Source organism: Mesorhizobium sp. BR-1-1-10, from assembly GCF_020165595.1.
Taxonomy (GTDB): Bacteria; Pseudomonadota; Alphaproteobacteria; order Rhizobiales; family Rhizobiaceae; genus Mesorhizobium; species Mesorhizobium australicum.
Genome location: NZ_JAIUIL010000002.1, coordinates 239504 through 257119 on the forward strand (window position 1 = coordinate 239504; position 17616 = coordinate 257119).

The window sequence follows — 17616 nt, forward strand, 5'->3', positions numbered from 1 at the left end:
TCAGACCTTGGCGAGCGCCTGTTCGAGGTCGGCGACGATGTCGGTGACATCCTCGATGCCGATGGACAGCCGCACCGTGTCGGGTCCGGCACCAGCCTTGACCTTCTGTTCGTCGGAAAGCTGGCGGTGCGTGGTCGATGCCGGGTGGATGACCAGCGACTTGGTGTCGCCGACATTGGCCAGGTGCGAGAACAGTTCGAGTGCCTCGACGAATTTGATGCCCGCCTCGTAGCCGCCCTTGAGGCCGAAGGTGAACACGGCGCCGGAGCCCAGCGGCGAATATTTCTTCTGCAGCGCGTTGTTCTTGTCGCTGGGCAGGCCGGGATAATTCACCCAGGCGACCTTGGGGTGGTTGGACAGCCAGCCGGCGACCGTGATCGCATTGTCGCAATGACGCTGCATGCGCAGCGGCAAGGTCTCGAGGCCGGTCAGGATAAGGAAGGCATTGAACGGCGAGATCGCCGGGCCGAGATCGCGCAGGCCGAGCACGCGCGCGGCGATGGCAAAAGCGAAATTGCCGAAGGTCTCGTGCAGCACGAGGCCGCCATATTCGGGGCGCGGTTCCGACAGCATCGGGTATTTGCCCGACTTCGACCAGTCGAAGGTGCCGCCGTCGACAATGACGCCGCCAATCGAATTGCCGTGGCCGCCCATGAACTTGGTCAGCGAGTGGACGACGATGTCGGCGCCATGCTCGATCGGCCGGATCAGATAGGGCGAGGCCAGCGTGTTGTCGACGATCAGCGGCAGGCCGTGCTTGCGGGCGATGTCGCCGATCTTCTCGATATCGACGAAGGTGCCGCCCGGATTGGCCAGGCTCTCGATGAAGATCGCCTTCGTCCTGTCGTCGATCTGGCTCTCGAAGGTCGAGATGTCGTTGGTTTCGGCCCAGCGCACCTCCCAGCCATAATTCTTGAAGGCATGGCCGAACTGGTTGATCGAACCACCGTAAAGCTTGTTGGCGGCGACGAAATTGTCACCGGGCTGCATCAGATTGTGGAACACGATGACCTGCGCGGCATGGCCGGAAGCGACCGCAAGGGCGGCCGTGCCGCCCTCGAGGGCCGCGACGCGTTCTTCGAGCACTGCCTGGGTCGGGTTCATGATGCGGGTGTAGATGTTGCCGAAAGCTTTTAGCCCGAACAGCGAAGCGGCGTGGTCGGCGTCATCGAAAACAAAGGAGGTCGTCTGGTAGATCGGCGTGGCGCGCGCGCCGGTGGCCGGATCGGGCTTGGCGCCGGCATGGACGGCGAGCGTGTTGAAACCTGGCGAACGGGTCACTGAAACCTCCCTTTGAACTTCCTAAATTGGCCGCGCATTCTTGGCGAAGGCGACGTGCGAATGCAAAGAAGAAAATACCTTTCGGCGCCGATCCTTCGATCACACCGCAGGATAATGCGGCGTTCCGCGGAATAATTTTTTGCGCCTCTGCGCCGCGCCTATTTCTGGCGCACGCCGAAACTCTGAAAACCCTGGCGCATCAGCGGCTTCTTGGACGACAGCACGCCGGAATTGACGCCGGTCCAGCCGATCTCGCCGGAGAGCTTGCCATACTCGATCTTGGGGCAGCGGTTCATCACCACCTTGATGCCGGCCGCTTCGGCACGGGCGGCTGCCTCGTCATGGCGCACGGCAAGCTGCATCCAGATGACTTTCGGCAAGGGATCGAGTTGCAACACCTCGTCGACGATGCCGGGGACCGCCGCGGCATTGCGGAAAATATCGACCATGTCGATCGGCTCTGGTATGTCGGCCAGCCTGGCATAGGTCATTCGGCCGAGGATTTCCTTGCCGGCCTGGCCAGGATTGATCGGGAACACCGAAAACCCCTTGGCCAGCAGGTATTTCAGGACGAAATAGCTCGGCCTGACATCATTGGCCGACGCCCCGACCATGGCGATCGACTTCACCGAATTGAGGATGCCACCGATATAGGTGTTGTCGTAGCTATTGTGATTCATGTCTCGTCCTCATACAACGCCTCGGCGAGAAAACCATCGGGGTCATTGCTGAAATCGCGCAGCATGCGGAAGTGGTCCGTATCGCGAAAGTCGGCAAGCTCGAGCCCAAAGCGGCTGATGCGGAACAGCTGCGCGCCGGGACAGGCCATCAACAGCGGCGAATGGGTCGCCATGATCACCTGCGCAGCGCCCGATTGGTCCATGCGCCGCAGCATCTTCAGCAATTCGATCTGGCGCGTCGGCGAAAGCGCGCTCTCGGGCTCGTCGAGGATATAGATGCCTTGCCTGCGGCAGCGCTCCTCGAAGAAGCGGATGAAGCCTTCGCCATGCGACCAGGACAGGAAATCCGGCGGCGGTGGCTTGAACGGATCTTCCAGCGCTGCCTGGTCGAGGTAGCGGGCCACCGAGTAGAAGGATTCGGCGCGAAAGAACCAGCCGGCGGTGACTTTTGGCAACCAGTGGCCACGGAATGTGTTGGCCAGTGCGGCGCCACTCTCGTCGATGGCGCCGGAATGGTCGACCGGCCGGTAGCCCTTGCCGCCGCCCGCTTCGTCATAGCCGGCCAGCGCGCCGATCGCCTCGAGCAGCGTGGATTTACCGGTGCCGTTCTCGCCGACGATGATGGTGATGGGCGTGGTGAATTCGAGCTCGAACGCGTGGCCGCGAAACAGCGGCAGGTTCCACGGATACTTTTCCCAGTCCGTGACCCGCTCCCGGTCGAGCAAAATCCGTTTGAGGTACGGTGCCTTGAGCCGTGTCAGTTGTTTGCGGTAGGCCATCAATCCGGCAGCGAAATCGTGCCGTCGTCCGCGATCGGAAAGGCCGGGTTGTGCGCCACCTCCCAAACATGCCCGTCGGCATCGGCGAAGTACCCATACCAGCCGCCCCAGAAGGCGCGGCCGGCTGGCTTGATGATGCGCCCGCCAGCCTCTTCCGCCTGCGCCAGCACTTCGTCGACCTCGGCATCGGAGCGGGTGTTGTAGGCGAGATAGACGGCCGAGGGCGCCTGGGCGAAGGTGATACCGGAGTCCTCCTCGGCGCTGGGGCGCGGGAACAGGCCGAGGATCGCGCCGCCCATCTGGAAGAAGGCGACACCGTCGGTGATCCCCGCGTGGCGCTTCAGACCCATCGCCTCGTAGAAGCGCACGGCGCGATCCAGATCTTCGGTGGCGATGGTGATGATGGAAATGCGCGGTTCCATGATCCTATTCGTCCGTCCATTCCGGCTTGCGCTTGCCGATGAAAGCGCCGATGCCCTCTTCCGCGTCCCGCGCCAGCATGTTCTCGACCATGACGCGGCCGGTATAGGCATAGGCATCGGCCAAGCCCATCTCGGCCTGCGCGTAAAAAGCTTCCTTGCCGGTCTTGATCACCAAAGAGGATTTGGAAGCAATGGCTTGCGCGTATTTGGTGACAATCTGATTCAGGTACTCGCGCGGCACGACGCGGTTCACGAGGCCGAATTCCTTGGCGGTCGCGGCGTCGATCGTCTCGCCGGTCAAGAGCATCTCCATCGCCTGCTTGCGCGAGACGTTGCGCGACAGCGCAACCATCGGCGTCGAGCAGAACAGGCCGATGTTGACGCCAGGCGTGCAGAAGGTCGCCTCATGCGAGGCGATCGCCAGGTCGCAGCTGGCGACCAATTGCAGGCCGGCGGCTGTCGCCAGGCCGTCCACCTCGGCGATGACAGGCAAGGGATGGCGCACGATCGTCTGCATCAGCATGGCGCAAGCGGCAAAGGTCTCTTCGAAGAAGGCCTTGCCGCGATCGGCATCGGCACGCCGCGCGGTCATTTCCTTGAGGTCGTGACCGGCGCAGAACACCTTGCCGGCCGCCGACAGCACAATAACGCGAACGGCCTTGTCCGCCTTGGCGCGTTCCAACTCCGCCACGAGCGCCGCCATCACCGAAAGCGACAGGGCATTGGCGGGCGGATTGGCGAGCGTCAGGCGCAGCACGCCCTTCTCCCGTCTTGTCGTGACCGGGCCCTCGTCGGCGGCAGCAGGCTTGATGGCAAGGATTTCGGCCATGGCTAAGGTCTCCGCGATTCCGGTGGTGCCGGCAGAGTATCTAATATCGGATCGGGTTTCGTCCAACACCCATCGCTTGCGCCAGCATGATGTATATGTTGCCAGAAACACCCGGCTGCGCCCATACAGGCTTGGCGCAGAACGAGAGACCGATATGCCCGCCCAGACCAACCTCAAGCCGGTGCTGACCGCAACGCAGATCAATTTGTTAATGGAAACCGTCTTTCCCCAACTCAACGAGAGTGCCGCCGCCTACGAGGCGATCGACGTGTTTCCAGGCGGCTGCATCGTACGGCTCAATGCCGGTGAACGGCATTTGCGTCCCGGCGGCACGGTGTCCGGCCCTGCCCTGTTCACGCTGGCCGACATTGGCGGCTATGTCTGCGTGCTCAGCCATGCCGGGCCGGATGCGCTCTCGGTCACCACCAACCTCAACATCAACTTCGTGCGCAAGGCCGAAGCCGGGCCGATCGATGGCCATTGCCGCATCCTGAAGCTCGGCAAGAGCCTGATGGTGTTCGACATTGACATCGTCGCCGGCCCGGAAGGACACACGATCGCGCATGCCACGGGCACCTACTCGATCCCGCCGCAGCGCGCCGCCAATGTGGTAAAATAATACCTTTAGTCCAACATGCTGTTTCTGCAGCCTTTTCTGCGCTACAGGACTTTTCCGCTACCTTGACGCAGTTACTCCGCTCGCCTATAAGCCTTCACGAAGCAGCGGCCCGCAAAGGCCGCCGTTTTGTTATTGGCTGATGACAAGCGTCTTTCGCCAATCCAAGCAACAAGAAACGCCTTCACTCCCGAAGGTCAGAACCGAGAGCAGAAAACATGACAACCTTTTCGCAGAAGCCTGCGGATGTGGTGAAGAAGTGGATCCTGATCGACGCCGAGGGTCTCGTCGTCGGCCGTCTCGCCACTGTCATCGCCAATCATCTTCGCGGCAAGCACAAGCCGACCTTCACCCCGCATGTCGACGACGGCGACAATGTCATCGTCATCAATGCCGACAAGGTGGTATTCACCGGCAAGAAGTTCACCGACAAGGTCTATTACTGGCACACCGGCCACCCCGGCGGCATCAAGGAGCGCACCGCGCGTCAGCTGCTCGAGGGCCGTTTCCCCGAGCGTGTCGTCGAGAAGGCCGTTGAGCGCATGGTTCCGCGTGGCCCGCTCGGCCGCCGCCAGATGAAGAACCTGCGCGTCTATGCAGGTGCCGAGCATCCGCATGTCGCCCAGCAGCCAGAAGTCCTCGACGTGGCCAAGCTGAATTCCAAGAACAAGAAGGTCGCATAAGATGGCTGAGCTTTCCTCGCTCGCAGAACTGGGCGCCGCCACCGGCAACACCAACACGCAGGCCGCCGCCCCCGTCCACGTCCAGAAGCTCGACAAGTCGGGCCGCGCTTACGCCACCGGCAAGCGCAAGAACGCCATCGCGCGCGTCTGGGTGAAGCCGGGTTCCGGCAAGATCGTCGTCAACGACAAGGAATTCGCGACCTATTTCGCGCGTCCGGTCCTGCAGATGATCCTCAACCAGCCGATCATCGCGTCCAACCGCTCGGGCCAATACGACATCATCGCCACCGTCGTCGGCGGCGGACTTTCCGGCCAGGCCGGCGCGGTGCGTCACGGCATCTCGAAGGCGCTGACCTATTACGAGCCGGCGCTGCGCGCCGTGCTCAAGAAGGGCGGCTTCCTGACCCGCGACAGCCGCGTCGTCGAGCGCAAGAAGTACGGCAAGGCGAAGGCCCGCCGTTCCTTCCAGTTCTCGAAGCGCTAAGCGGTTCGAATTTCGGACAATCGAAAAGGCCGCCTCCGGGCGGCCTTTTTGCTTGGACGCGGCGGTTCAATTGATGCTGGCGGTCGCGGCTGGCTCGATGCGTTCGCCCGTGCCGGCATAGGGCACCCGATAACCATTCGCCGCCAGCCAGCCGATCGCCGCTTTCGGCTCGTCGGTCTGGATGATGGTGGCGCCACGATCGGCCCAGAAGCCCCAGGCTTCGCGCGGCAAGCTGGCCTGGACCGCCAGTTCGTCGCCACGGCCGCCGGCGAGGAAGCCGCCTGGCTTGTTGACGATGGCATAGGTGTCGGCCCAGATGTGCCAGTCGCCCCTTACCGCCTCGGCGCGCATGCGCGTGCTGAACAGCGGCCCGCCGGTTTCGGTCAGCGTCTCGGCGCCCGCCCGCCAGTTGATCAGTTCGATCGCGCGCGGCGCGAAAGCGTGGTCGACCGTCGAGGCGAAGCCCGCATCATGGACCGCGTCATCGGCGATGATCGGCATGAACTGGAAGCCACCGCCTGCGGCAGTCATGGCCGCCTTCACCGTGCTGATCCTGTTCTGGTCCCAAAGGTTTTCCTTGACGATGACTTGCTCGGCCATGCCGAGTTCGCGCGCTATCGCGATCATGCCCGGGAGGTCGCCGACTTCGAGCTTGTTGTCGAGATTGATGAGGATTCTGTCCCGTGTCGCCATCAGCATCTCGCGCAATGTCGAGACGGTCTCGTTGGTGACGGCATGGGTGCCCTCGATCACCAGCCGGCATCTCTTCAACTCGGCCAGCGTGTAGTTGATGACCTCGCCCTTGCAGGTGGTCGTGCGGTCGAGCCAGCTGTCATGCATGACGATGAACGCACCATCCTTCGAGCGCCGGATGTCGACCTCGACGATTTCGGCGCCGATCGCGATCGAGCCCTCCACGGCGGCAAGCGAGTTTTCCGCATAGAGCGTCTTGCCGGCCTGCATGCTGCCGGCGCGATGGGCGGCCACCATGACATGGTCGCGCCACTGGTTGGCATGTTCGAAGCGGTCGAGGATCTGCCTGGCGCGGGTTTCGCCGGCCATTGACTGGCTGGCGGAAGCCGCCAGCGTGACGGAAAGCAGAAGGCTCGGCCAGAAGGTCTGCATCGAGAATCGCTCCATTCCGGATCGAGCCGGGAATAGGCGATGCCCGTGACATCTGGGTGAACGAAGCCGGCTAGCGGTTGCCGCGATATCTCGCCTCAGATGCGTTTCGACAGCCGGCGGAACCAGGCCATCGCAGGCATCTCGACGAAACGCCAGGTGATCCAGGAGACACCTATGGTGGTAAGAAGCATGACGACGATCGCCACGGTCCCCGTCCAGCCGGCGCCAAAGCCGGTCGCGGGCTCGCCACGCAGTACGATGTCGCCAACCAGGCCGAGGCCGAGTTTGCGCTCGACCAGCCCGGCGACATTGATCAGGCGCGCCTGAACGAAGATGTGGACCATGTAGATCGAATAGGACAGCGCGCCGAGCGTCAGCATGAACGGCGTCCTCAGCAACGCGCTGATCCAGCCGCCTTCATGAGCGAAGAGAAACAGCGCCAAGGCGAACACCAGGGGCGCGGCAATGCCGGCGTCATTGTCGCCCGCCAGCGAGACAAAGAGAGCGATGACGACCACCATGACGATTTCGGCAACAGTCCAGCTCATCCTCGGGCCGTTTGCGGCCAGAACCTGTCGCGCTCCTGCAATGGAATCATGCTGAAACCAGGCCAGCAGGGCGCCCAGCGAGAAGCCGTAGAGGCAGCGGATGAAGCCGAAATCATAGGACACATCCATATGATGCGTGGAGAAGCCGAGCAGGAACAGCGGCGCGGTGACAGCGGCGGCGACCAACCATATCCAGGCGCGCGCGCCGGCGATGAAGAGCACGCCGGCAAACAGGAGATAGGCAAAGAACTCGGCCGAGATGCTCCAGCTCGGGGCGTTCCAGGTCAACCGATCCTCGAAGCCGACACCTTGCAGCAAAAGGAGATTGGCAGCCAAGCTCCTGAGGTCGAAGCCACCGGTGAAAGGAGCAGCACCCGTGCCATGCAGCTGCGGCAGCACGAGCCGCAGCAGCTCGAAGGCGGCAAAGGCGGCAATCATGACCAGATGCAGCGGATAGATGCGGCCGAAACGGACCAGCGCGAAGCGGCAGACCTCCTGAGTGCGGCCGAGCCGATCGGCATAGCTGGAGGCGATGACGAAGCCGGAAAGGACGAAGAAGAAGTCGACGAAGAGATAGGACGAACCGATAAAGCTGCTCTGCGAGATCGTCGAGGCGGTCGGGAAATGAAACAGCGCCACCAGCAGCGCGCAGATGCCGCGCCACGAATCGAGAACCCGGAACCGATCGCCGGCGATCGTACCGGTGTGGGTCGACACCACGGCATCCGACGGATTAAGAAACGCGGTCTGCGTCATGATGATACAAGTCCTGTCTTGCCGTGGCACCCGGGCGGCGCGCTTTCGTCTCCCCAAGCCGTGACTGGCATCTTCCATGCCGGTTCTGTAGTTGTTGCACCCCGATGAAAACGAGGACCCGTAATGGCGACCAACACCATCGACCATGCCTTCACCGCCCGCTCCAAAACGGGTGGCGCCCTCGAGCCGACCTACTCCGGCGCGCTGTCTTTCATGCGGCGCAAATACACCAAGGACGTGAAGGGCGCGGATGCGGTGGTGTGGGGCATTCCCTTCGACGCCGCCGTCACCAACCGACCGGGCGCCCGGTTTGGGCCGCAGGCGATCCGCCGCGCCTCCGCGATCCTCGACAACGACCCGCAATACCCGTTCTCGCGCGATCTGTTCGAACACCTTGCCGTGGTCGATTATGGCGATTGCCTGCTCGATTCGGGCAACCATCAGAAGACGCCCGGCACGATCGAGCGCGAGGCGGCCAAGATCCTGAAATCGGGCGCCTTCCTGCTGACGCTCGGCGGCGACCATTTCGTCACCTGGCCACTGCTCAAGGCGCACGCCGCCATCCACGGACCGCTGGCCTTGGTGCAGTTCGACGCCCATCAGGACACATGGCCCGATGACGGCAAGCGCATCGACCATGGTTCCTTCGTCGGTCGCGCGGTCAAGGAAGGCATCATCGATCCCGATCGCTCGATCCAGATCGGCATTCGCACCCATGCGCCCGACACATTCGGCATCAAGATTCTGCATGGTCATGAAATCGAGGAAATGCGCGCCTCCGACATCGCCTACGCGATCGTCGATCGCACCGGTGGCAAGAAGACCTATCTGACCTTCGACATCGACTGCCTGGATCCGGCCTATGCGCCGGGAACCGGCACGCCGGTTTCGGGTGGCCCGTCGTCGGCGAAGATCCTGTCGACGCTGCGCCAGCTGAACCAGGTCGATATTGTCGGGGCCGATGTCGTGGAGGTTGCGCCGGCCTACGATCACGCCGATATAACGGCGATCGCCGGCTCGATGGTGGCCATGCAATATCTTGGCCTGCTGGCCGAGCGAAAGGCCCGGCTCGAGGAGCTGAACAACGGCAACCACAATGGCGCCACGGTCAATCATGGCAACGGCATATAATTTCGAGATATCAGGGAACTTGATCAGGCAATGAAACCGAAAATCTTCATCGATGGCGAGCACGGCACCACCGGCCTCCAGATCCGGGCGCTGCTTGCCGAGCGCGGCGATCTGGAGATCATTTCCATCCCGGTCGAACGCCGCAAGGAAACGGCCGCCCGCGCCGAATTCCTCAACGCCGCCGATATCGCGATCCTATGCCTGCCCGACGATGCGGCCAAGGAAAGCGTCTCGCTGATCGCCAACGAAACCACCAAGGTCATCGATGCGTCGACCGCGCATCGCGTGGCCGAAGGCTGGGAATATGGCTTCGCCGAACTGGACAAGGAGCAGGCGAAAAAGATCGCCACGGCCAAGCGCGTCGCCAATCCCGGCTGCTGGCCGCAGGGGCCGATCGCAACGCTCAGGCCACTGGTCACCGCAGGCCTGCTGCCGGCCAGTTTCCCGATCGCGGTCAACGGCATTACGGGCTATTCGGGCGGCGGGCGCCCGATGATCGAGGATTATGTCGCCAAGGGCGAGGACGCTTCGGAATTCCTGCCCTATGGGCTGACCCTGCAGCACAAGCACGTGCCGGAATTGAAGGCCTATGCGAAGCTGTCGCATGATCCGATCATGCAGCCGGCGGTGGGCAATTTCGCGCAAGGCATGATTACGGTGGTGCCGTTGCAGCTCGGTGGCCTCGACCGCGTGCCGACGGGTGCCGAACTTCACGCCGCCATTGCGGACCATTTCGCCGCGATCCAAGGCGGCGTGGTCGAGGTGGCGCCCTATACGCATCTGGAACGCGTGCCTGACATCGATCCGGAGATCTACAACGGCACCAACCGCATGAAGGTCTATGTCTTTGCCAACGACAGCAGAGCCCAGGCGCTGCTGCTGGCGGTCTACGACAATCTCGGCAAGGGCGCTTCGGGTGCGGCCGTCCAGAACATGGACCTGATGCTCGGTCTCTGATGGATGCACCAGCCTTTCCAGCGCGCTGGAAGGTCAGCGAACCGGAACTCATGGCCGAGACCTTTTCGAGCCGCATCTGGAAGGTGCGACTCGAGCACGGCGCACCAGCCATCGTGAAGGCACTGAAGCCGTTCGACGACGTTGCCGACGAGTTGCGCGGCGAGCATTTCCTTGCCTGGCGGCGCGGCGAAGGCGCGGTGCGGCTTCTCGGCCGCGACGGGCACTCCATGCTGCTCGAATATGGCGGGAACACACTTCTGTCGCAGGTTCTCGACGAACAAGGCGACAACGCAGCGACCGCCATCGCGGCGGATGTGATGGCGACATTGTTTTCGCCATCCGATCATCCCTACCCGCCCGAGCTTCAGCCACTCAGGGAGCGGTTCGCCAGTCTTTTCAAGAAGGCCGCAACCGATCGCGGCATCGGCGATGACAGCCTCTATGTCGAGGCCGCGGCCATCGCGGATCGACTGCTGGCCAATCCGCATGAAATCAGGCCACTGCATGGCGACCTGCATCACGAGAACATCCTGCGGGGACCGCGCGGCTGGCTGGCGATCGATCCGAAGGGCGTGCTCGGCGATCCCGGCTTCGAGGCCGCCAACATGTTCTACAACCCGCTCGATCGCGATGCACTTTGCCTAGCCCCGGAGCGGATCGCGCATATGGCCGAAATCTTCGCCCGGACGCTGGGGCAATCACCGGCAGCGATACTGGACCATGCGCTCGCCTATGGCTGCCTGTCCGCGGCCTGGCACCATGAGGACGACAATGCCATCGAGGAGAACCGAGAACTGTCGATCGCGACGGCGATCCGGACGGTGCGGCTCACCTTCTGAGCGCAGTAGTCACATAGCGGTAGACGTAGCGAGGCATTCGACTGCAATGTAGACTGTTGCAGCTGCCAAGAGACCATAGAGAATCTATCTGCGTTTCATCGGTGGCCGTGTCGGCAGTGGGTAGGCGCCCTTGGTGCCGCGCCAATGCGCGGCGGCAAAGCCCAGCACGACGAGCGCGAAAGCCTGATGGGTCAGCGCCATGTGCAGGGGCACCTGCATCAGCAGCGTACCAATACCGATCGAAGCCTGCACCAGCACCAGCATGAACAACAGTGTCGCGCGTCGCGCATGCGTTGAGCCCGGCAGACGCAGACGCGTGGCGATCATGTGCCAGAGCGCGACGGCGAAGACCGTATAGGCGCCAAGCCGATGGATGAACTGCACCGTTTTCGGACTTTCGAAGAAATTGCGCCACGCCGGCTCGAGGACGAGCAGATCGCCGGGGATGATCCGGCCGTCCATCAGCGGCCAGGTGTTGTAGCTCATGCCGGCGTCGAGACCGGCAACCAGGCCGCCGAGATAGATCTGGACCAGCGCCAGAAGCACGATGAAACCAGCCAGCCGCTGCGTCGAGCGATCGGCCGCGGGCTCGGAATGCGGCGCAAGGCCACGCGCGACGACCATGGTCGCGGTAAAGATAAGTGCCGCCAGCGTGAGATGCGTCGCCAGCCTGTACTGGCTCACCGACACGCGGTCGACCAGGCCGGACGCCACCATCCACCAGCCGATGGCCCCCTGCAGGCCGCCGAGAAGCAGAATGCCGACCAGTTTCGGCCCAAGGCCGCGCTCGATGCGACGCGTCGCCCAGAAGACCGGCAGCGGCAAGGCAAAGACCAGGCCGACGCTGCGCGCCAGCAGGCGATGCGCCCATTCCCACCAGAAGATCGACTTGAACGCCTCGACGCTCATGCCCTTGTTGAGTTCGGCGTATTGCGGGATCTGTTGATAGCGCTGGAATTCCTCCTGCCACTCGGCGTCGTTGAGCGGCGGGACGACGCCATGGATCGGCTGCCATTCGGTGATCGAAAGGCCGGATTCGGTCAACCGCGTGGCGCCGCCAACCAGCACCAGCGCGAACAGCACCAGGAGCACGACATAGAGCCAGCCGCGCACGAGTGCCCGGTTGTGCAGGTCGCGGTCGCGGGCCTGATAGGGCGCGGCGGCGGTGATGGCGGCCATGGATATGTCCCGGCAGGTTGAATGTCGCGGATTGGTGAACCATCGCACTCCTGCTGGCAAGGCCGCGCAGCGCGGCACGCCGTCGCGCCCGGTGTCGTGGGTTGCGCGTGCCTTGCGTTCGGCCTAAGCGGTAGCCATCAACGAGGCCAAGACATGCCCATTCGCCTGAAAAAACTGATCGGAATGTTCCTGCTGTTGGCGCTGGTCATCATCTACGCGCTGGTCGCCTCGATCTTCGCCGTTGCCCGCCTGTCGGAATCGGGCGCACTGGTGCAATTCCTGTTCTTCCTCGTCAGCGGCCTGCTCTGGGTGCTGCCGGCAATGGGCATCATCAAATGGCTGATGCTGGAGCCGCGGACTAAGCGCTGAGTCCTGCGCGGTCCGGCCGTACGTCAGACGGTAACGAGCATCTTGCCGGCATTGGCGAGCGGGGTCGTCACGCCCGACAGCATGGTGCGGATGTGGGCGAGGCTCTGGTAGCGGCCATTGACCGAAATGCGCGGCAAGGCATGCAGGAAGCCGGCATGTTCGGCGCGCAGCACGCCGTGGCGGGTGGTCACGGCGGAGGCATAGCAGGCGTCGCGCGCAAAGCCCACTTCGCGGCAGCCGACGGCGCTCGCATAGCCATAGGGATAGGCGAAATGGCGCGGCTCCTCGCCAAGTCCGGTCCGCAGCATGTCCTTGACGGCGCCGATCTCGCGCCGCGCATCGGCCTCGGAAAGCCGCTTCAGATTGCTGTGGCTGATCGTGTGGGCGCCTATCGTCACCAGAGGGTGCGCGGCGACGGCGCGGATCTCATCCCAGGTCATCAGCGTGCGCAGGCGCGGGGCGTCGGCGTCGACACCATGCGACGCGGCGAGACCGCGCAGCACGCTCCGCAGGTCTTCCTCGCGGACCTCGGTGGTGAAATAGGCATGCAGGCGGGCGATGGCCTGATGTTTCCTGGCGGGGGTCCCGCAATCGATCACCGCAGGGCCGTTCGATGTGGCCAAAGTCAGGCGGTCGCATGCATTGACGATATCCTCCACCACATCCCACCAAAGATGGGCGGAGCCATCGATCAGCCCGGGCGCCACATAGATGGTGAGCGGCGCGCCATGCTTTTCCAGCACCGGCAGGGCCTCGGTCATGTTGTCGCGATAGGCATCGTCGGCGGTGATGGTGGCGAACCGGCCGCCCTTGCCGCCTGCCTCGATACGCTCCACCGCTTCATCCATCGAAACGAAGGCATAGCCGCCCGCTTTCATGTCGGCGATCACGGCATCGAGGAAACTGGGCGCGATGTTGAGGTGCCGGTTGACGCTGTCGGGCTTTTCGGGCGTCGCCGTCACGCGATGCAGCATCAGGATGGCGCCAATGCCGCCGACAAACGGCCTGGCCAGCGGTGCGAGGCCGGTATAACGGGCGACGTTGAGCGCCAGTTTCCGGATTGCCTCCCCACCGTCGATCATTCATTCACCTTTTGCGCCTAGGCTAACCAAGCACGGAATACGCCCGAGCGCGCCCCAAATCGGGATCAATACGCCTTAAGGATTGAGGTATGGTTGACGCAACCGCGTCATTTGATGGCAAGCGGCTCGCGGCGAGCCAGACCTCGCCACGCACGCTACCCAGAAATGCCGCGGGGCCGTTAGTTTCCATTGCCGCCGCCGAGGGGCTCGCGGCATATGCGACGTTCTGTCGTTCGGCGCTCTATGCTCCAGCGCAAAGTGCGGCATGGGTGTTGAATTGGGCCGCCGAGGTCAGGCCCGATCTGCTCATTGCCACGCTGGAACTGGAGGGCAAGCCGGCCTTCGCACTGGCGTTGGAGGTGGTCAAGCGCGGCCCGTTGCGGGTCGCCCAGTTCATGGGCGGCCGCCACGCCAATGGCAATTTCTGCGCCGCCGAACCGCAATGGCTGGCCAGCGGCGACCTCACAGCCATCCAGTCGATGCTCGCGGCGATCGCCAGATTCCGGCCCGATATCGATCTCATCGCGCTGGAAAGATTGCTGCCCGATCTCGACGGCACCGCCAATCCGCTGGCATCGCTCGATCACTTCGCCAGCCCCAATCTTTCACTGGCCGTCGATCTCAGCGGCGGATTCGATGCGCTGCTGCTGCGTGCCAGCGGCAAGCGCAAACGCAAGAAGCATCGTTCGCAGACACGCAAGTTCGAGGCTGTCGGTAGCTACCGGCGCATCGAGGCGAGCAGTGCCGACGACGTGGAGAGGCTGCTCGACGCGTTCTTCGATATGAAGGAACAGCGCTTCCGCAAGATGGGCATCGCCAACGTCTTCGGTGACGACCAGACACGCGCCTTCTTCCGGGGGCTGTTCAAGCAAGCACTTGGCGAGGACAAGCCTTGCTTCGTGCTGCACGGGCTGGAAGTCGCCGGCAAGCTGCGCGCCGTCACCGGAGCGAGCCGCTCGGGCAGGCGGCTGATCTGCGAGTTCGGAGCGATCGCCGAGGATGATCTTGCCCACACCAGCCCGGGGGACTTCCTGTTCTTCGACAACATCCAGGATGCCTGCCGGAGCGGGTTCGCGGTTTATGATTTCTCCGTCGGAGACGAACCTTACAAGCGGCTATGGTGCGATATCGAAACCCGGCATTTCGAGGTCCTCGTCCCGCTGACGCTCAAGGGCCGTGCGCTGGGACAGGCGCTTCGGCAGGGCGCGCGGCTGAAGGCCTTTGTCAAGAACAGCCCGGCAATCTGGAAGCTCACCAAGCTGCTGCGCCGCAAGGCCGTTGGACAGACAGCGCCCGTGCCCACGGAAGACGAAAACTAGCCCCAATACGCCAACAGGATATTCGATGTGACGACGCTGGAACTCGAATAGACCTGATGGGCCTCTGAACAGCTGTTATCTCAAGCAGCCGAACGCCGCCCCGGCACCGGATTGCCTGGCGGCTCGTGGCCGAGCGGCGTCACCAGCGTCAGGTCGGGATAGCCGCTCTCGATCAGCTTGACCGCGGCCTGCGTCACCTCGTCGTCGGCCTCCAGCATGGACAAGAACACCTCGGTGGCCTCGCCGCCCAAACGGCTGATGCCTTGTGCATCGGCCGGCCCGCACTCGACCACCACCAGATCGTAGGCTGTTGTCAACGACTGCATTATGATCGGCAGCCGATCGGCGGCACGCATGGCACGGACCGGATCGGCGGTGCCGACGGGGATGACATGGCAGTCGGAATAGAGGTCGCCATGGATCACGTCGCTGAACTGCGCCTGCGACGCCAGCAGATTGGTGATGCCCGGGAAAAGCCCGCTGTCCAGCATCGGGCGCGAGGCAGCCCCTGAGGCAGTGAGGTCGAGCAGCAGGACGCGCAGTCCGGCGTCGGAAACCTCGCGCGCCACCAGGATCGCCGACGCCGCCGCTTCATCGCCCTCGGGGGAAACGAATATGGCGCGCGCGGCCCCGCTGGCGATCAGCTTCTCGGCTGCCTTCTCGACGTCGATCTCGCCGAGCACGGAGCGCGGCCGCCGAACCTCCACGGGTTCCGGCTCAGCCATGGGCTCAGGCTCTGCCACGGGTCCAGATTTGGTCAAGGATTCGGATTTGGCCAAGGGTTCAGGCTCGGCGATAGGCTCCGCTTTGGCGACGGGCCCGAACTCGGCGGCAGGCCGCGGCTGCGCCGGAGTTTCCGTGACCGTTTCGGGCCATGATACGTCGGCGGTGCGAGTGGCGCGCTCAGTGGCGACAGCCGGTTCGAGGCGGGTGGACGGCTCCTGATAGGCGGCCGGCGGCATCGTCACCTCGTCGATCGGCTCAAACCGCGCGCCCCTGGCCGGGCGCATGGCACGGCCCGAGAAAAGCTCCCGCAGCAGCGTGAACACGGCCGCCAGCAGAAGGGAAGCCGCGGCGGCAGCACCGACGATCGGCCCGACCTTGGGGAAGTATGGCTCTGCGGGGACCGAAGCCGGTGAGGCGATGCGGGCGTCGACCGGGATATAATTGCGATCCTGACGCGACGCCGCCTCGCGATAATTGGTCAAGTAGAGTTCGAGCTGCTGGCGCTTGGCGGCGGCATCGCGCTGCAGCGCGTCGAGACCGACCTGCTGCTCACCGGCCTGCGCCGAAGCAGCCTTGAGTGTGTTGACGTCGGCGACGAGCTGGCTTTCGCGCGCCTTGGCGGCATCGGCCTGCATCGCCAGGCCCTTCATGATCTTCTGGGCTTCGCTGCGGATCTGCGCGTCGAGATCGGCCAGTTGCGATTTGGCCGCGCGAACACGCGGATGATTGTCAAGCAGCGTCGTCGACAGATCGGCGATGTTGGCGCGCAGCTCGACCTGGCGCTCCCGCAAGCGCTGGATCAGATCGGAAGACAGCACTTCCGGCAGCGAATCCAGCGATCCGCCGTTCTGCAGCGCCTTGCGCACGCTCTCGGCCGTGCCTTCGGCCGCGGCCCGGTTGGCCCGCACCCGCGACAACTCGGTCGACAGCTCGGCCAATTGCTGGGTGGCCAGGGTGGAATTGTTGCCGCCCATCAGGAGGTCGGACTGCGAGCGGTAAGCCGCGACCTTGGCTTCGGCATCCCTGACCTGCTTGGACAGGTCGGCGATCTCGGGCGCCAGGAAGTCGGCGGCGGCGGTGTTCGATTCGCTCTTGGCCGCGCCCTGCCCCGCAATGTAAGCGGCGGCAATGGCATCGGGGATGGCGGCCGCGAGCTTCGGATCTTCCGAGGAGAACTCGATGGCAATGATGCGAGTCTTTTCAACACCGTAGACGTTGAGCTTCTCGCGCATCTTCTTCAGGACACGTTCATCGGCCGGAACATCCATCGGGTCGTTCTTAAGGCCAAGCAGGATCAGCACGCGACTCAGCGACGACATGTTGATCGTCTCGTCAAACTCGGGCAGTCGCGACAGGCCGAGCTTCTGCGCGACCTGCTTGAGGATCTCGTTGGACGAAATTATCTGGACCTGGGTAGCAACGCCCTGCTCGTCGAGGATCGGCTTGTCGCTGTCTGGATTGCTGCTGGCGGGCCGCGTGTAGACCGATTCTCGCGGGGCGATCTCCACCTGCGTCTGGGCCTTGTAATGGCGGGTCGCGAACGATGCAGCCACGAAGGCAAGCCCCGTCACCACCAGAACGAAGACCAGAATCCGCAGCCAGTTGCGTCCCAGGCTGGCGAAGAGCTGCCTAAGATCAACGTCGACGTCTGCGGCCGCGGATTGAACGGACATGCATCCCTACTCCGAAACTGGATCAGCATGCACCGTAAACAACTATGGTAACCCAGCCGTTAAGATCACGGTAAGCTTCCGTTAGGATATTGCCGAGGCCGACAAAAAAATCGAAAAAATAGCAAAACCTTGCCTGCT

At 63.4% G+C, this 17616-nt stretch carries 18 protein-coding genes; 8 read left to right on the top strand and 10 right to left on the bottom strand.

The annotated features are described in order from the left end of the window. The 5 genes from LB555_RS04125 to LB555_RS04145 form a co-directional block, all read right to left on the bottom strand. On the bottom strand, positions 1 to 1281 hold the full coding sequence (locus LB555_RS04125; protein ID WP_023773229.1) for an O-acetylhomoserine aminocarboxypropyltransferase: 1281 nt from the start codon (positions 1279 to 1281) through the stop codon (positions 1 to 3). Between the two features lie 158 nt (positions 1282 to 1439). Then, positions 1440 to 1961: a CoA-binding protein gene (locus LB555_RS04130; protein WP_224682330.1), complete on the bottom strand. Its 522-nt coding sequence runs from the start codon at positions 1959 to 1961 to the stop codon at positions 1440 to 1442. Continuing rightward, positions 1958 to 2740, bottom strand: a complete 783-nt coding sequence (locus tag LB555_RS04135) for an AAA family ATPase (protein ID WP_224682331.1) — start codon at positions 2738 to 2740, stop codon at positions 1958 to 1960. Before LB555_RS04135 ends, LB555_RS04130 begins: the two co-directional genes overlap by 4 nt. Continuing rightward, entirely contained in the window at positions 2740 to 3162 is a 423-nt protein-coding gene (locus LB555_RS04140) for a VOC family protein (RefSeq protein ID WP_140823649.1), read from the bottom strand. Before LB555_RS04140 ends, LB555_RS04135 begins: the two co-directional genes overlap by 1 nt. Before the next feature lie 4 nt (positions 3163 to 3166). Next, on the bottom strand, positions 3167 to 3991 hold the full coding sequence (locus tag LB555_RS04145; RefSeq protein WP_140717526.1) for an enoyl-CoA hydratase: 825 nt from the start codon (positions 3989 to 3991) through the stop codon (positions 3167 to 3169). Positions 3992 to 4145: 154 nt separating this feature from the next. Here LB555_RS04145 and LB555_RS04150 point away from each other — a divergent pair, with 154 nt between their 5' ends. The 3 genes from LB555_RS04150 to rpsI all read left to right on the top strand — a co-directional run bounded on the left by LB555_RS04150 (position 4146) and on the right by rpsI (position 5774). After that, a complete protein-coding gene (locus tag LB555_RS04150) occupies positions 4146 to 4610 on the top strand; it encodes a PaaI family thioesterase (RefSeq protein WP_140661962.1) in 465 nt (154 codons plus the stop codon). 215 nt (positions 4611 to 4825) lie between these two features. Then, positions 4826 to 5290 (top strand): 50S ribosomal protein L13, encoded by a 465-nt coding sequence (rplM, locus tag LB555_RS04155; RefSeq protein WP_010915638.1) that lies wholly within the window; start codon positions 4826 to 4828, stop codon positions 5288 to 5290. 1 nt (position 5291) lies between these two features. After that, a complete protein-coding gene (rpsI, locus tag LB555_RS04160) occupies positions 5292 to 5774 on the top strand; it encodes a 30S ribosomal protein S9 (protein ID WP_015318209.1) in 483 nt (160 codons plus the stop codon). A gap of 66 nt (positions 5775 to 5840) precedes the next feature. On the opposite strand, the gene LB555_RS04165 is transcribed toward rpsI, so the two are convergent. Both LB555_RS04165 and LB555_RS04170 read right to left on the bottom strand, forming a co-directional pair. Then, positions 5841 to 6899: a glycerophosphodiester phosphodiesterase family protein gene (locus tag LB555_RS04165; RefSeq protein ID WP_224682332.1), complete on the bottom strand. Its 1059-nt coding sequence runs from the start codon at positions 6897 to 6899 to the stop codon at positions 5841 to 5843. Positions 6900 to 6994: 95 nt separating this feature from the next. Beyond that, positions 6995 to 8203 carry an acyltransferase family protein gene (locus LB555_RS04170; RefSeq protein ID WP_224682333.1) on the bottom strand — a complete coding sequence of 403 codons (1209 nt, stop codon included), beginning with the start codon at positions 8201 to 8203 and terminating at the stop codon, positions 6995 to 6997. A 123-nt stretch (positions 8204 to 8326) separates the two neighbouring features. Here LB555_RS04170 and speB point away from each other — a divergent pair, with 123 nt between their 5' ends. Genes speB through LB555_RS04185 form a run of 3 tightly spaced genes read left to right on the top strand, consistent with a single transcriptional unit; the run spans position 8327 to position 11130 of the window. Then, positions 8327 to 9334, top strand: a complete 1008-nt coding sequence (gene speB / locus LB555_RS04175) for an agmatinase (RefSeq protein WP_015318212.1) — start codon at positions 8327 to 8329, stop codon at positions 9332 to 9334. 30 nt (positions 9335 to 9364) lie between these two features. Then, positions 9365 to 10291: an N-acetyl-gamma-glutamyl-phosphate reductase gene (gene argC, locus LB555_RS04180; protein WP_140717534.1), complete on the top strand. Its 927-nt coding sequence runs from the start codon at positions 9365 to 9367 to the stop codon at positions 10289 to 10291. Continuing rightward, the gene (locus tag LB555_RS04185) at positions 10288 to 11130 is read left to right on the top strand and encodes an aminoglycoside phosphotransferase family protein (RefSeq protein ID WP_224682438.1); all 843 of its coding nucleotides are present in this window, start codon (positions 10288 to 10290) and stop codon (positions 11128 to 11130) included. Before argC ends, LB555_RS04185 begins: the two co-directional genes overlap by 4 nt. Before the next feature lie 84 nt (positions 11131 to 11214). On the opposite strand, the gene LB555_RS04190 is transcribed toward LB555_RS04185, so the two are convergent. Then, positions 11215 to 12309: a COX15/CtaA family protein gene (locus LB555_RS04190; protein WP_224682334.1), complete on the bottom strand. Its 1095-nt coding sequence runs from the start codon at positions 12307 to 12309 to the stop codon at positions 11215 to 11217. Between the two features lie 153 nt (positions 12310 to 12462). On the opposite strand from LB555_RS04190, the gene LB555_RS04195 reads away from it, so the two are divergent. Continuing rightward, a complete protein-coding gene (locus LB555_RS04195) occupies positions 12463 to 12678 on the top strand; it encodes a DUF2842 domain-containing protein (protein WP_015318215.1) in 216 nt (71 codons plus the stop codon). Between the two features lie 23 nt (positions 12679 to 12701). On the opposite strand, the gene LB555_RS04200 is transcribed toward LB555_RS04195, so the two are convergent. Then, positions 12702 to 13760: a polysaccharide deacetylase family protein gene (locus LB555_RS04200; protein ID WP_224682335.1), complete on the bottom strand. Its 1059-nt coding sequence runs from the start codon at positions 13758 to 13760 to the stop codon at positions 12702 to 12704. Between the two features lie 89 nt (positions 13761 to 13849). Here LB555_RS04200 and LB555_RS04205 point away from each other — a divergent pair, with 89 nt between their 5' ends. Beyond that, complete coding sequence (locus tag LB555_RS04205) at positions 13850 to 15079, top strand: GNAT family N-acetyltransferase (RefSeq protein WP_224682336.1); 1230 nt, start codon at positions 13850 to 13852, stop codon at positions 15077 to 15079. An 80-nt stretch (positions 15080 to 15159) separates the two neighbouring features. Here the strand turns inward: LB555_RS04205 and LB555_RS04210 are convergent, their stop codons facing one another. Then, positions 15160 to 17478 (bottom strand): GumC family protein, encoded by a 2319-nt coding sequence (locus LB555_RS04210; RefSeq protein ID WP_224682337.1) that lies wholly within the window; start codon positions 17476 to 17478, stop codon positions 15160 to 15162. Positions 17479 to 17616 lie beyond the last annotated feature (138 nt).

Excerpts from the sequence above, each read along its gene's own strand:
- LB555_RS04190 (WP_224682334.1), bottom strand. The coding sequence starts at position 12,309 with ATGGCCGCCATCACCGCCGCCGCGCCCTATCAGGCCCGCGACCGCGAC.
- LB555_RS04130 (WP_224682330.1), bottom strand. The coding sequence starts at position 1,961 with ATGAATCACAATAGCTACGACAACACCTATATCGGTGGCATCCTCAAT.
- LB555_RS04195 (WP_015318215.1), top strand. The coding sequence starts at position 12,463 with ATGCCCATTCGCCTGAAAAAACTGATCGGAATGTTCCTGCTGTTGGCG.
- LB555_RS04145 (WP_140717526.1), bottom strand. The coding sequence starts at position 3,991 with ATGGCCGAAATCCTTGCCATCAAGCCTGCTGCCGCCGACGAGGGCCCG.
- LB555_RS04150 (WP_140661962.1), top strand. The coding sequence starts at position 4,146 with ATGCCCGCCCAGACCAACCTCAAGCCGGTGCTGACCGCAACGCAGATC.
- LB555_RS04170 (WP_224682333.1), bottom strand. The coding sequence starts at position 8,203 with ATGACGCAGACCGCGTTTCTTAATCCGTCGGATGCCGTGGTGTCGACC.
- LB555_RS04140 (WP_140823649.1), bottom strand. The coding sequence starts at position 3,162 with ATGGAACCGCGCATTTCCATCATCACCATCGCCACCGAAGATCTGGAT.
- argC (WP_140717534.1), top strand. The coding sequence starts at position 9,365 with ATGAAACCGAAAATCTTCATCGATGGCGAGCACGGCACCACCGGCCTC.
- speB (WP_015318212.1), top strand. The coding sequence starts at position 8,327 with ATGGCGACCAACACCATCGACCATGCCTTCACCGCCCGCTCCAAAACG.
- rpsI (WP_015318209.1), top strand. The coding sequence starts at position 5,292 with ATGGCTGAGCTTTCCTCGCTCGCAGAACTGGGCGCCGCCACCGGCAAC.
- LB555_RS04205 (WP_224682336.1), top strand. The coding sequence starts at position 13,850 with ATGGTTGACGCAACCGCGTCATTTGATGGCAAGCGGCTCGCGGCGAGC.
- LB555_RS04200 (WP_224682335.1), bottom strand. The coding sequence starts at position 13,760 with ATGATCGACGGTGGGGAGGCAATCCGGAAACTGGCGCTCAACGTCGCC.
- rplM (WP_010915638.1), top strand. The coding sequence starts at position 4,826 with ATGACAACCTTTTCGCAGAAGCCTGCGGATGTGGTGAAGAAGTGGATC.
- LB555_RS04165 (WP_224682332.1), bottom strand. The coding sequence starts at position 6,899 with ATGCAGACCTTCTGGCCGAGCCTTCTGCTTTCCGTCACGCTGGCGGCT.
- LB555_RS04210 (WP_224682337.1), bottom strand. The coding sequence starts at position 17,478 with ATGTCCGTTCAATCCGCGGCCGCAGACGTCGACGTTGATCTTAGGCAG.
- LB555_RS04135 (WP_224682331.1), bottom strand. The coding sequence starts at position 2,740 with ATGGCCTACCGCAAACAACTGACACGGCTCAAGGCACCGTACCTCAAA.